This is a genomic window from Bacteroidales bacterium, from assembly GCA_012517825.1.
Lineage (GTDB): Bacteria > Bacteroidota > Bacteroidia > Bacteroidales > JAAYUG01 > JAAYUG01.
Window position 1 is genome coordinate 1 of record JAAYUG010000119.1, and the last position, 13,176, is coordinate 13,176.

Annotated in this window: 12 protein-coding genes; 6 read left to right on the forward strand and 6 right to left on the reverse strand. The window is 45.6% G+C overall.

Features of this window, described 5'->3' with window-relative positions; all coding sequences use genetic code 11:
- On the reverse strand, window positions 1–1,703 hold a 1,703-nt coding region (locus GX419_08315; protein NLI24692.1), incomplete at its 3' end, for a hypothetical protein.
- Between the two features lie 59 nt (window positions 1,704–1,762).
- On the opposite strand from GX419_08315, the gene GX419_08320 reads away from it, so the two are divergent.
- The gene (locus tag GX419_08320) at window positions 1,763–2,590 is read left to right on the forward strand and encodes an RNA methyltransferase (protein ID NLI24693.1); all 828 of its coding nucleotides are present in this window, start codon (window positions 1,763–1,765) and stop codon (window positions 2,588–2,590) included.
- Here GX419_08320 and GX419_08325 read toward each other — a convergent pair.
- Window positions 2,562–3,281, reverse strand: coding sequence for a PorT family protein (locus GX419_08325; GenBank protein ID NLI24694.1), 720 nt, complete (start codon window positions 3,279–3,281; stop codon window positions 2,562–2,564). The genes GX419_08320 and GX419_08325 overlap by 29 nt on opposite strands.
- Before the next feature lie 70 nt (window positions 3,282–3,351).
- The gene (gene ubiE, locus GX419_08330; GenBank protein ID NLI24695.1) at window positions 3,352–4,107 is read right to left on the reverse strand and encodes a bifunctional demethylmenaquinone methyltransferase/2-methoxy-6-polyprenyl-1,4-benzoquinol methylase UbiE; all 756 of its coding nucleotides are present in this window, start codon (window positions 4,105–4,107) and stop codon (window positions 3,352–3,354) included.
- Window positions 4,108–4,206: 99 nt separating this feature from the next.
- On the opposite strand from ubiE, the gene GX419_08335 reads away from it, so the two are divergent.
- Together GX419_08335 and GX419_08340 are read left to right on the forward strand one after the other, a co-directional pair.
- Complete coding sequence (locus GX419_08335) at window positions 4,207–4,959, forward strand: SDR family oxidoreductase (protein ID NLI24696.1); 753 nt, start codon at window positions 4,207–4,209, stop codon at window positions 4,957–4,959.
- Between the two features lie 11 nt (window positions 4,960–4,970).
- On the forward strand, window positions 4,971–6,047 hold the full coding sequence (locus GX419_08340) for an Ldh family oxidoreductase (GenBank protein NLI24697.1): 1,077 nt from the start codon (window positions 4,971–4,973) through the stop codon (window positions 6,045–6,047).
- Between the two features lie 20 nt (window positions 6,048–6,067).
- Here GX419_08340 and GX419_08345 read toward each other — a convergent pair whose 3' ends face one another.
- Entirely contained in the window at window positions 6,068–6,820 is a 753-nt protein-coding gene (locus GX419_08345; GenBank protein NLI24698.1) for an NADPH-dependent oxidoreductase, read from the reverse strand.
- A gap of 801 nt (window positions 6,821–7,621) precedes the next feature.
- On the opposite strand from GX419_08345, the gene GX419_08350 reads away from it, so the two are divergent.
- Together GX419_08350 and gap are read left to right on the forward strand one after the other, a co-directional pair.
- Window positions 7,622–8,446, forward strand: coding sequence for a hypothetical protein (locus GX419_08350; GenBank protein ID NLI24699.1), 825 nt, complete (start codon window positions 7,622–7,624; stop codon window positions 8,444–8,446).
- A gap of 110 nt (window positions 8,447–8,556) precedes the next feature.
- The gene (gap, locus tag GX419_08355) at window positions 8,557–9,564 is read left to right on the forward strand and encodes a type I glyceraldehyde-3-phosphate dehydrogenase (GenBank protein NLI24700.1); all 1,008 of its coding nucleotides are present in this window, start codon (window positions 8,557–8,559) and stop codon (window positions 9,562–9,564) included.
- 145 nt (window positions 9,565–9,709) lie between these two features.
- Here gap and GX419_08360 read toward each other — a convergent pair whose 3' ends face one another.
- On the reverse strand, window positions 9,710–10,090 hold the full coding sequence (locus GX419_08360; GenBank protein NLI24701.1) for a DUF1987 domain-containing protein: 381 nt from the start codon (window positions 10,088–10,090) through the stop codon (window positions 9,710–9,712).
- A 12-nt stretch (window positions 10,091–10,102) separates the two neighbouring features.
- A complete protein-coding gene (locus GX419_08365; protein NLI24702.1) occupies window positions 10,103–11,365 on the reverse strand; it encodes an FtsX-like permease family protein in 1,263 nt (420 codons plus the stop codon).
- A gap of 264 nt (window positions 11,366–11,629) precedes the next feature.
- On the opposite strand from GX419_08365, the gene GX419_08370 reads away from it, so the two are divergent.
- Window positions 11,630–13,176: aconitate hydratase (locus GX419_08370; GenBank protein NLI24703.1), on the forward strand; the 1,547-nt coding region annotated here is incomplete at its 3' end.

The following is a 13,176-nucleotide window of genomic DNA, read 5'->3' on the forward strand; positions in this document are numbered from 1 at the left end:
AGATTTCCGGCCGATTCCAGGTTGGTTTTGAAATAAACGAAATCTTCCTTTTTCCTGAGGTTCTGGTTATTAAAAACAAAAGACAGGCCCGATACCAGTACAAAATGGTCCTGATAACTGTTTTCAAGGTATGGTTTTCCTTTGATGCTTTGCAGAAAAGCCGGGTCAATGGAAAAGATTTTGACGGCATTCAACTCAACCGGATTAACGATAAAGGTGTTGAAAGCATTACCCTGCCAGGTATATCCGAACGTGGCATTGGCAATGGTACGGGTATAATCAGGTCTTCGCTGGTAGTTGTAAGCAAACGAAAGGGTTGTGGAAGGGCTGTACCGTCGCACAAACTGGGCTGTTCGCAACGGAAGAAGGAACCGTGGAATCCGTATTCCTGATTCCACCCCGAATTCGATTGTATTCCTGAAGCCTGAAGCAAACTGTCGCGGATAGGTTTCCACAGCGCTCTTAACCCGCAGGTTAAACTGCTCAGCTCCACGGAATAAATTCTTGTGTTCATAGTTGAAGTTTCCAGCCATTCCAATATTTCCCGATGAATTGGTTCCTTCTGCTTCCAGTGCATACGATTGCATTTCCTGCGGATAAAGATGGATTTGCCCGTTAAGTTCCCTTTCCAGAGCAAAAGGAGCCGGGGCTTTTTCTTCCTCAAACTGAATATCGGTAAACCGGAAGACTTTTAGCGAAGACAACCGTTGATACGTTCTTGTAACACTTGCCTGATTATAAAACTGACCGGGCTGAATGAAAATAGCAGAAGCTATGGTACGGGGTTTAACAGGTGAAAGCCTGGGCGCCACAAACCTTATTCCGTCGTAGATTGCCGTGTCTTCCCTTGCCAGTCTCAGTGCCGCTGAATCGTTCATCTTTTTCTCCCTGCCTGAGGCATACACCATCAGGTTACGGACTTTGTAACGAGGATGGCTTCCCTGCACCACTTCCCCCCTGCTGTTGATTTCGGCATATTTACCTACGTTGAGGATCAGGTCAACGCTCCGCAATATACCGCTTGTGTCAGCGGCATACCATAGATAATCTTTCGAAAAATTGTAAAATCCCCTGTTCTTCAAATAGGATTCAATCCGCAATCGTTCATTCTGCAAGGCATCCACATCATATACCATTCCCGGTCTCACCAGGGAGTTTATGGTATCACGTATAATATAAGGTATCAATACCGTGTCTTCAATCACATAATGAAAGGATCTTATCCGGTATGGAACACCGCTATTGATATTGAAAGTAACGAAAGCCTCCTTTTTCCTGAAAAAAACCTCATGATCAACCTTTGCATTAAAATATCCTTTGTTAACCAGATATAATCGTAACTGCTCTGCAGAACGGGTTGCCTGATAATCATCAAAGACAACGGGAGCTTCTCCTATCTGCCGGAAACCGCGGTTTATCCAGTTATTTTTATCCGGTTTTGACCGGTTGTACAACCAGAGATGAAACCGAAAACCCAGTATGCGCTTATTGGGGCGCTGCCGGATGTAGGTTTGCATCTCGCTTTTGTTCAGCTGGCGGGTGTCGGTTTTAATTCTGGCCTCTGACAAAAGGTACTGACCATCAGGAATATATTTTGCAGGAAAGCACCCGGAAAGCGTCAATGCACAAGCAACCGGAAAGAACCCTTTCCGGAGGAAAGTCCTGAACAGACCCGGTATAAAATATGGTCTTGTTTTTTTCAACAGTTCACAAATATAAGTAACTTCGGCAATCCGAAAATAACCAAAACCGACAGGCATTCGTGAAAAAGACAGCTTTCAAACCGGAGGTCCTTCATTTGCCGCCCAGTTACAGAAAACTTGCCCGTTCGCTCAAAGAAAAAAAAGCACGGGACGAAACCCGACTCTTTCTGGCAGAAGGTGAAAAAATGGTCCACGAATTGCTGAAGTCGGAATACAGAATTGCATGGATAGCCGCAACCGGAGGCTGGATCAGGGAACACAGGCACGAATGCGCAGAAACGGAACTTTTTGAAGTTGATGATAACCTGCTGGCCGGCATAAGCACTTTGAAAACACCCAACCGTGTTCTCGCAGTGGTTTATATGCCTGAATCTCCCGTCCGGCAGATTCCGCCAGAAGCCGATCTCTGCCTGGTTCTCGATGGGGTGCAGGACCCCGGCAATACCGGTACCATTCTTCGCCTGGCCGATTGGTTTGACATCCGCTATGTGGTACTTGGGGAAACTTCTGCCGATTCTTTCAATCCCAAAACTGTACAAGCTTCCATGGGAAGCATTTTCCGGGTTCATGTTATCCGCGCCGAGGCAGGAACTATCTGCCGAACCATGCGCCAGAAAGGCTGGAACATTTACGGAATGGACCTTCAGGGAACAAATCTTTACAAGGCAGAACTTCAGCTTCCGGCAATGATTGTGCTGGGAAATGAGTCGCGCGGTTTGTCGGATGATATCCGCAGGGAGGTTACGCATTTCCTTACGATTCCCCGCGGAGGCCCCGGTTCGGGCGCTGAATCCCTCAATGTCGGAATGGCTGCCGCCATTGTCTGTGCCGAATTCCGAAGACGTCACCCAGGGCAGGCTATTCAAAATGAAAATTCAGCAAAATAATATGGGAGGAAAGCTGGTTCAAGCCAGTGGCAGAAAGGTCTCTGTCAAGAATATCGCGCATGCCGACTGAAAGCTTCAGTTCGGTTGACAATTTGAAATAGACCAGATAGAAATCCATTCCTACGCCAATTTCGCCATAAAAATCGAGCGGTTTCAGATTGATGCGAAGGGTTTCACCCTGCTCATTACCAAGTTTCAGCTTGTTTTCCTTTTTTGCGGCCATATCGTACCTGACACTGGTCCCTGCAATCAGATAAGGGCGTACATTATTCAGCCTTTCTCCCCTGTATTTTATCAGGAGCGGAAAATCAAGGTAGTTGCTTTCTACCTGTATCTGGCCGTATTGGACATTGGAAGAAACTCCGGTAACAAAAACATTCCGCTGTCCAAAAACAAGGCCGGGAAGGAAGCGGAGGGCAAAAGCATCATTGAACCGCAGTTCCGAAACAATGTTGACATTGAACCCGGGACTTAGCTGATAAAGGTCCATATAGAGCGAGTCGCCGCTTCCGGTATGAATGCTTCGGCTGTTGCGCTCAAAACTGAAATCCATGGCATTAAGGCCAACGCAGAAGCCAAAATGGATCTTTTTGTCATCTACTATCTGATAATTGAGAACTTTCTTTGCCTGACCAAATGAAATCATCCCGAAAGCCAGACACAACAATGCAAAAAGGAATATTCTCTTCAAAACCGCAGACGTTAATAATTTCACTTTAAGCCTTAACGAACAAAGCGCTAAAATATTATAAAATCGTTATTCATCCAATTTTTACGTGGCCGGGTTTAACGCCTGTATATATTCTCGCAACACCGAGGGTAACAGGAAAGGAATCAGCAACCGCAAATCCTGCGCCTCTCAGCATCCTGCAGAAATGCTCCCCCTGTGGAAAGGCCTCAGCAGATCTGTTAAGATACCTGTAAGCATCGGAATCTCCCGATACGAGCCTGCCAATAAAAGGGACAACCCTTCTGAAATAGAAGAGATACAGGTGGCGGAACAGGGGCAGGCGGGGTACGGAAAATTCGAGAATAGCAACCGTGCCGCCGGGACGAACTACCCGGAACATCTCTGAAAGACCTTTGGCGGGATTTCCGAAGTTGCGTACTCCGAACGCTACCATAACAGCATCAAAAGCATCAGCATCAAACGGTAATTTCTCTGCATCCGCAATAACACATTGAATTCTGTCCTGATAGCCTTTCCTTTGTATTTTGCTTGTGGCAATGCGAAGCATCCCTTCTGAAATATCCGTTGCAACAATCCGTGCCTTTAGCATTTCCGCAGCGAGTAATGAAAGATCGCCGGTACCTGCAGCAACATCAAGAATTTTTTCTGCTTTCCTGATTCCGGGCAGTCTGACCAGCTTTTTTCTCCAGCAACGGTCGGTATTGAAAGACAGTAAATGATTCAGCAAGTCATACCTTCGGGCTATGCGGTCAAACATGATGGTAACCTGCTCTTTTTTGTCTGACGACAATTCAGAATAGGGCCTGATTTCTTTTATACTCTCCATGGCTCCATTAACAGAACGGCAAAATTAGACTGTTTTTTCTCATTTACCTTTCCTGTGGAATTGTATTTTATATATTTGAGGACTTTTAAATGAACCACTATGATTGCAGTCATAACAGGTGCCACTTCAGGAATAGGCAAAGCCATTGCCTTTCAGCTGGCCGGACAGGGATACGATCTCATTCTCACCGGACGAAGGAAAAAACTGCTGGATGAAATAAGCCAAACCCTTGCTTCTGAATTTGGGATCAGGGTTCTTCCCCTGTGTTTCGACATCAGGAAAAGGGAAGAGACAGAAAAGTACCTTGGACATCTGCCGCCGGAATGGCAGGACGTTGATGTACTTATAAACAACGCCGGGCTGGCCGCGGGATTTCATCCCATTCATGAGGGAGACATAGCCGACTGGGAACAGATGATCGACACCAACATCAAAGGCCTTTTATATGCAACCCGTTTCATTGCGCCGCTTATGACAGCACGACGCGCCGGACACATTGTCAATATCAGCTCCATTGCGGGCAAGGAAGTATATCCCAACGGAAATGTTTACTGCGCCACCAAGCATGCTGTTGAAGGATTAACCAGGGGAATGCGAATTGACCTCCTTCCTTACGGTATAAAGGTAACCTCGGTCAGCCCGGGAGCAGTTGAAACGGAATTTTCGCTGGTCCGGTTCAAAGGCGATGAAAAGAGGGCAAAGGAAGTATATAAAGGATATCAGCCGCTGAAAGCTGAAGATGTTGCTGAGGCAGTATGGTTTGCCTTAAGCCGCCCGCCGCATGTAAACATTAACGATATATTGATTATGCCTGCAGCTCAGGCAAATGCAGTTTTTTTTGACAGGAAATAAACCGTAGAAGCATGGCAACAGCATCCTATCTTCGCCTGTTTACCGCCAGGGCATTTGAGTCAATGGGAGTTCCACCCGACGATGCAGCCCTTGTTGCTGATGTTTTTGTCAGGGCGGAAGAACGTGGCATCCCTTCCCACGGTATGCTGCGATTGAAAGATTATTATCTGCTCTGGAAAGAAAAGCGGATTAAAGCAGATCCGCACATCCGTATTGTCCATGAATCTCCATCTACTGCGGTTATTGATGCGGATAGGGCCATTGGAATGGTTGCTGCGGCGCGGTCCATGCGGCTGGCCATTGAAAAGGCAAATTCGTGCGGAACCGGATGGGTAGCTACCCGCAATTCAAATCATTTCGGCATTGCAGGATATTATGCCATGATGGCTCTTCCTCATGACATGATCGGTATTACCCTTTGTAATGCCAATCCTTTGGTCGCACCGACCTTTTCAGTGAGCCGCCTGCTGGGAACCAATCCGATTGCTGTTGCTATACCGGCAGGGAAATATCCGGCATTTGTAGCTGACTTTGCCACAACCCCCATTGCCCGGGGTAAACTTGCCATTGCGGCTAAAAAAGAAGAAAAAGTTCCTCTGGGATATGTTCAGGATGCCCTTGGGTATCCTTCGGATGACCCCGATATTCTCAGGCGCGGAGGAGCAATGCTTCCCCTGGGAAGTGACAGGATACATGGAAGCCACAAAGGCTATTGCCTCAGTGCCCTGGTTGATATCTTTTCCTCTCTGCTGTCAGGAGCCAATTTTGGGCCTTTCGTTCCCCCGTCCATTGCTTATCTGCCGCTGCCTCAGAATCAGCCGGGACTCGGTACCGGCCACTTTTTCGGAGCCATGCGCATTGATGCCTTCCGCCCTGCCGAGGAATTCAAAGCAATGATGGACCTGTGGATTGAAACCTTCAAAAAGGCAAAACCCGCTGAAGGACAGGAAAGAGTTTATATTCCGGGGGAAATTGAACGAGAAGCGGAAGAAAAAGCCGCCCGCGAAGGAATTACCATCCTCCCGGCAGTGATCAACGACGTGAAAGAAGTAGCTTCCGCCCTTGGCATTGAATTCAATCCTGACTGAGATTCACTGAATACCCCGTACTAACCTTCATTGTTCATAAATCCCTTGTCTTGAATCAGCTCAAGAAACTCCCTGGAAAAGAAGCGGTTGTCTTTTGCCGTATAACGGACATCGGTAAAAACCTGAGCCAGAGTTTTCTTTTTATTCTCCTCCACAAATTTCCTGCTGGCCGGCAGATTTTCCTTCTCCCTGTATAAATTATCAATATCAGCCGGTGAATAGTCATGATACACTTCGTTATGAACGACCGCTTCCAGCGGTAAACGATCGGTCAGCGGCGGATCTTCGGCCGGAGTTCCCATTACCATAGCTGCCACAGGAACCACCAAACCGGGGAGTTGCAATATCTCGCTGAACTTCTTCGCCATATAGGTAACCGTACCAAGGTAACAGATTCCCAGTCCATGCGCTTCAGCAGCCAGTGCTACATTTTCCGAAACAAGCAAGGCATCGATTGCGGCTGTGAAAAAGGAAAGAAAATTGTCATAACCCGGTTCAGCATCCCGGTACAGGCACCATTTGGAAAAACGGTTAAAATCAGCACAGAATGTTATGTGAACCGGAGCTTCCAGAACCATATTCTGTTTGAAATGTGCTTCCCATAGTTTCTGCCTGAGCCCCGGATCAGTAGTAACAATCATGCTGTAAACCTGCATGTTGCCTGTTGTGGATGCACGCGTTCCGGCCTCCAGAATCTGACTGAGGACATCAGGCGGAACCGGATCAGGTCTGTATCTGCGAATGGAACGATGCTGAAGAATTGTTTCTTTCATATCTGTTCAATTTTACTAAATACCCTTAATGATACCAGCTGGACGGTGACAAAGTTTATCGCGCCAGTGTGGCAAAGCTATAAAATTAAAGTTGTATTGAAGGTTTTTGTTTTTCCCGATCTGGTAGTAAAAAAAAGACCATTTTCCCGGTCGCAGGAATTTTTCTTCAATGCGTTTGAGCCTTTCTGATTATCAATCAAGCAGTTATTCTTTTGTTATTTTTTTTGTTATACAATTTAGTTTTATCTGATAAAATACTATATTTACAGAGTTATTTTAAACAAAATTGTCGATTTTGCTATGAAACGGCTGGTAATCCTGGGGTTTATTGTACTGGTAACCCTGCTTACTGTTTGTTCATGCAATGAGCATGTGTGTCCTGCTTACGCGGATACGGCTACTGAACAATCATGTCAGGCTAACACATGAAAAACAATGCATATGAAACCCACATGTTTTACAAACACAATCACAGCGGTAATAAAATGCCGAACATGTGGGTTCCATCATACCATTAAAAATTAATTTGATTATGATGAAAACAAAAATTATTCGTTTGGTATCGGTGGTTTTACTTTGTCTGTTTGTTGGGGGGACTGTACTTACAAGCTGCAGTGAAAAAGCCTGCCCCGCTTACTCAGATACCCAGCCGGTTAAACGATAAGAGAATTTATTACCTGCAAAAAATGCAGGTTATTACGGCTGATCACAGAGCAGAGAAATCTGCTCTTTATGTTTATTGGTAATAAATTTTCCCCCGGATTTTGTTTAATGGTCTGTCGCTACCTAAAAAAGGAAACCATGCAAACATTCTTTCGTTCGTCAGTATTGCGGTTTCTTACGATGGTCATTGCGTGGCTGTTTTCCACTCATTTTGCCTCAGGCCAGGGTGAAATTGATACCCAGAAAAAGATTTTTTACCGTGATGAGAGTTCTCTCGGAATACTGCTTAATTCAAACGGTTTTGGAGTAAGTTACCGTTACGGTTGGTGGCTGGACGCAAGGAACAAAAAACTATGGGAAGGTGATTTTGTAACCCTTAAGCATCCCAAGGAAGTAAGGTATCCGTTTCTTTATCCCAATTCCCGGTCGTTTATCTATGGCAAACTGAACACGGTTTTTAATTTCCGGGTAATGCGCGGACACCAGTACGAAATGTACCGTAAAGTGGACAAGGGCGGAATATCGGTTAAATACTACTATAGTGCGGGATTGTCAGCTGCAGTCTACAAACCGATCTATTATGACATTTACATTATGCCGGTTGGCGATTTTTACCGGATTGAATCACGAAAGTTTGATCCTTCCTATCACCCGGCTCAGTATGCTGGGCGTTCATCCTTTTTCAAAGGGTTTAATGAAATAAAAGCACTGCCGGGTATTTCCGGGCGATTTGGGGTAAGTTTCGATTACAGCACCGTTGATGCCGCTCTTCACGCTCTGGAAGCCGGTGTTGTGGTGGATGTTTTCCCGAAAAAAATCCCTATCATGGCGACCAAACAAAACAATCAGGTTTTTCTGACCCTGTTTGTCAGCTATCGTTTCGGGAAAATCATTGACCGGTTGAAAGGGGAAGAATGGGATAAGCCTTCTGCAGAAGGCCAGCCGGAAAAGGGAAAAGAATAATCTCCAATCTTTTAAAAGGGATCCTCTTCATTTTGATGATTCGTGTTTAATTGTTACCTTTGGGCTTCTTTAAAAAAGGTAATTTATTGTCAAATAAATCTGATTGTATTATGGCTAAGATTAAAATTGGAATTAACGGTTTCGGGCGCATTGGCCGCCTCGTTTTCCGTGTTGCTGTGAATCGTCCTAATATTGAAGTCGTTGGAATTAACGACCTGATTGATGTGGATTACATGGCTTACATGCTCCGGTATGACACAGTTCATGGTCAGTTCAAAGGAACGATCGACATCAAGGATGGCAAGCTGGTGGTTAACGGACATCCCATACGTGTTACCGCTGAAGCAGATCCTGCCAATCTGAAATGGAATGAAGTTGGTGCCGAATATGTGGTCGAATCAACGGGGTTGTTCCTGACCAAAGAAAAGGCAGAAGCTCACATCAAGGCTGGTGCAAAAAGGGTTATTATGTCAGCACCTTCCAAAGATGACACCCCCATGTTTGTTTACGGTGTGAACCACAAGAAATACACCAAGGATCTTGCCATTATTTCAAATGCATCCTGCACCACCAACTGTCTTGCCCCGATTGCCAAGGTACTGCATGATAATTTCGGCATTGTGGAAGGGCTTATGACCACAGTACATGCCACTACAGCCACGCAGAAGACTGTTGATGGTCCTTCCAAGAAAGACTGGAGAGGTGGACGTGCTGCTGCCGCCAATATTATTCCCTCCTCAACAGGTGCAGCAAAAGCTGTTACCAAAGTTATTCCCGAACTGAAAGGAAAACTTACCGGTATGGCTTTCCGTGTTCCTACCGTCAATGTTTCTGTGGTTGACCTTACCTGTCGGCTTGAAAAAGCTACCACCTATGATGAAATCAAGGCTGCCATGAAAGCTGCCTCTGAAGGTGAACTGAAAGGTGTTCTCGGTTATACCGAAGATGCTGTTGTTTCTTCCGACTTCATCGGCGATCCAAGGACCTCCATCTTTGATGCAGAAGCCGGGATCATGCTGAACCCCAATTTTGTCAAAGTTGTATCCTGGTATGACAACGAATGGGGTTACTCATCCAAAGTCGTTGACATGATTGAATACATGGATACAGTGAAGTAAAACGCACTTTAATTTTGAAAGCCGGTAAGTTTATTACCGGCTTTTTTTTATGCATTAAACCCACATTGCTGCATTAAAAATGCACAATCCCAACCAACAGGAAATAATTTCAGCACCTGGGAAAAAAGTTTTGCAGGACAGATTATTATGATTCCGGGACCGGAACAAATTCAAACGGGATCTTCAACAGCATCTGCAATGATTCTCCCGCTTCAAGAATGATCTCATCATCCTCTTCATATACCCAGCGGACAATCAGTTCGGATGCATCTCCAAGAAGCTCCACCAGTGTTTTCAGAAGATGAAGGACATTTTTTACGGAGGCACTGTTAAGATATTCAAAGCGGAAGGTAAGAACGGTTTTTGCGGCGGGAGAAACAGCGTATTCGTTAAACCAGCTGATAAGTTCATCAAATAACTCCTGCGGATTTTCAGGAATGCACCGTCCTTGAAAGTTCATCTCGCCTGAAGCGGTTAGACGGACAAAAGGAGTAACCGAACTGCCCTTAAGGATCAAATCGTCCATATTCCTGCAATACTACTCATAATGAAGTGATACAATGGGGTCAACTTTTGCTGCTTTCTGCGCCGGGAAATAACCCGAAACAAGCCCGACAAGAAAACAAAGCAAAACCCCTGATATAATCCATTCCCAAGGCACAATAAAAGGAGATTTCATTGACATGGAAACCAGGTTTCCAATCAGCATGCCGAGCAAGGTCCCTGCCAGCCCTCCAAACTGGCCGATCAGGATAGCCTCGAACAGGAACTGCTGCCGGATGGTGGATGCTTTTGCCCCAATTGCTTTTCTAATTCCGATTTCCGTTGTGCGCTCGGTAACGGAAACAAGCATGATATTCATCAAACCCACAGCCGCACCAAACAGAGTAATAATTCCGATAACCGTGGCTGCCAGTGTAACGTATTTAAGGTTTTGAATGAGCATCCGGGCCAGGTTATCGCTTTTCACAATATTGAAATCGCTTTCGTCCTTCACATCCAGATTCCGCACTATTCTGAAAACACCCTCTGCTTCACCAATTGCGGCGTCCATGAAATTCGGGTTATCCGGCCTGACATTGATGGAATAATTCATTCTTGGACGCGAAAAATATTGTCGGACATTGGTATAGGCAAGCAGACAAACTTCATCGCTCCCTCCACCGAAACCTGAGCCTTTTTCCTTCAGCACACCAATTACTCTGTACTTTCCGGCTCCAACGGTAATCAGCTTATCAATCGGATCCTGATTTTTGAAAAGCTTTCGTTCCAGACTTTTTCCTATTACAGCATAGGGAACGTTTCTTAAAATCTCATCGGCCAGAAAAAAACGACCTTTGTCGATCTCGTATCCGGCGGTAATTAAATAATTTTCATCAACACCCATTATACGAATATTCGGATCGCTTTTTTCGTTGGCAAATTTGACCGTACCGGTTGATGTGGCAAATACCGAAATGGACACCGTTGCCGGAAAATTATATACCTTCTTAAAATCCTCTGCCTGCTTGTAGGATATGTAATCATAATTTTTTGAACGGTACCGTTCACTGCCGATCTGAATAAAAACACCCCTGCTCTGGATTGCAAAGGTATTGGCACCCATAAATGCGAACTGTGTATTAATTGCTCCTTTAATGGCATCAATAGAGGTAAGAATTCCCACCAGAGCCATGATTCCAAATGCGATAATAAACATGGTGAGTATGGAACGTACCATATTGGTGCGGATAGAACCTATGGCTATTCTCAGATTCTCGAGTACAACAGGAGGCAGGCTTATTTTCCTCAGCCAGTTCATATCCATATCAATGTTCCATTTGATTTATTCCGCAAACAAAATTTCCCGTCACAATCCCAAAGGTACAAATAATTCCCTCAACTTTTGCCCGTCACACTGCAAACAATTCCTGTCAAAAGGGTGTTTTAAAAGATGTTGAAAGCATAAAAGCTGCAAAAACCATAGAGATTAATAACAGAATATCCATTCAACCATTTTTTGCAATGTGCCGAATACCCGTAAAAATTATTATTTTGCAACCCCCGGAAAATTTATGCGACCAATATGAAAAATAAACAGCATCAGCCATTTGATTCCGACATGATCCGGAAGGTTTATTCGATGTATCCCGAACGCATTGCCGGCGCCCGTGCCTTATTAAAAAGGCCGCTGACACTGACGGAGAAAATTCTTTATGCCCATCTGGCCGAACCGGAGAATCAGGTTGTTTATCGCAGAGGGACAGATTATGCTTTGTTTCGTCCCGACCGTGTTGCCATGCAGGATGCTACTGCTCAGATGGCCCTGTTGCAGTTTATGCAGGCACGGATTCCAAAAGTAGCTGTTCCGGCAACTGTTCACTGCGATCATCTCATTCTGGCAAAACAGGGAGCTGAAAAGGATCTGGCCGAATCCATGATCACCAATAAAGAAGTGTATGATTTCCTCGCCAGCGTATCTGCAAAATACGGCATTGGTTTCTGGAAACCCGGGGCAGGGATCATTCACCAGGTTATTCTTGAAAACTATGCATTTCCCGGGGGAATGATGATTGGCACTGATTCCCATACCGTTAATGCCGGAGGCCTGGGTATGGTAGCCATCGGGGTAGGAGGAGCCGATGCAGTGGATGTACTGGCAGGCATGCCATGGGAACTGAAGTTCCCCCGACTTATCGGCGTTAAACTCACCGGAAAGCTGAACGGGTGGACTTCGGCAAAGGATATCATTCTCAAGCTTGCCGGAATTCTTACTGTTAAAGGAGGTACAGGATCAATTATCGAATATTTCGGGCCGGGAGCAAACACACTTTCAGCTACAGGGAAGGCTACGATCTGCAACATGGGAGCCGAACTGGGTGCCACTACATCGCTTTTCGGTTTTGATGAAAAGATGAGCCGGTACCTCAGGGCCACCGGGAGATCAATGGTGGCTGACATGGCTGAGGAAATAGCTGATGACCTGAGAGGTGACCCTGAAGTGTATGCTGCACCCGAAATGTATTTTGACCAGGTAATCGAACTGGATCTCACCAAGCTGGAACCGCATATTAACGGTCCTTTCACACCCGACAAAGCATGGCCCCTCTCGGAATTTGCCCGCGCTGTTTGGGAAAATGGATATCCTGAAAAACTGGAAGTTGGATTGATAGGTTCCTGTACCAATTCTTCGTATGAAGACATTACCCGGGCGGCTTCTGTTGCGCGTCAGGCATTGGAGGCAGGAATAAAAGCCAGAGCTGAATTTACCATTACCCCCGGTTCGGAACAGGTTCGCTATACAATGGAAAGAGACGGCCTGCTCGGCATTTTTGAAGAACTGGGCGGAGTTGTGCTGGCCAATGCCTGCGGGCCATGTATAGGCCAATGGGCGCGTCACAGAAAAAGCGGAGAAGAAAAAAACTCCATCATTACTTCCTTTAACCGCAATTTTGCCAGACGCAATGACGGTAATCCTAATACCTATGCTTTCGTAGCCTCCCCGGAAATTGTCACAGCCCTTACCATAGCTGGTGATCTGACCTTCAATCCGCTGACGGATGCTGTAAAAACCCCGGATGGAAAAGAATTTCGTTTCAGGGAACCGGAGGGGACTGAACTGCCTGAAAAAGG

Bases quoted from the DNA above. Each gene is read 5' to 3' on its own strand.
- ubiE (NLI24695.1), bottom strand. From the start codon at position 4,107: ATGGAGAGTATAAAAGAAATCAGGCCCTATTCTGAATTGTCGTCAGAC.
- GX419_08335 (NLI24696.1), top strand. From the start codon at position 4,207: ATGATTGCAGTCATAACAGGTGCCACTTCAGGAATAGGCAAAGCCATT.
- GX419_08340 (NLI24697.1), top strand. From the start codon at position 4,971: ATGGCAACAGCATCCTATCTTCGCCTGTTTACCGCCAGGGCATTTGAG.
- GX419_08345 (NLI24698.1), bottom strand. From the start codon at position 6,820: ATGAAAGAAACAATTCTTCAGCATCGTTCCATTCGCAGATACAGACCT.
- GX419_08350 (NLI24699.1), top strand. From the start codon at position 7,622: ATGCAAACATTCTTTCGTTCGTCAGTATTGCGGTTTCTTACGATGGTC.
- gap (NLI24700.1), top strand. From the start codon at position 8,557: ATGGCTAAGATTAAAATTGGAATTAACGGTTTCGGGCGCATTGGCCGC.
- GX419_08360 (NLI24701.1), bottom strand. From the start codon at position 10,090: ATGGACGATTTGATCCTTAAGGGCAGTTCGGTTACTCCTTTTGTCCGT.
- GX419_08365 (NLI24702.1), bottom strand. From the start codon at position 11,365: ATGAACTGGCTGAGGAAAATAAGCCTGCCTCCTGTTGTACTCGAGAAT.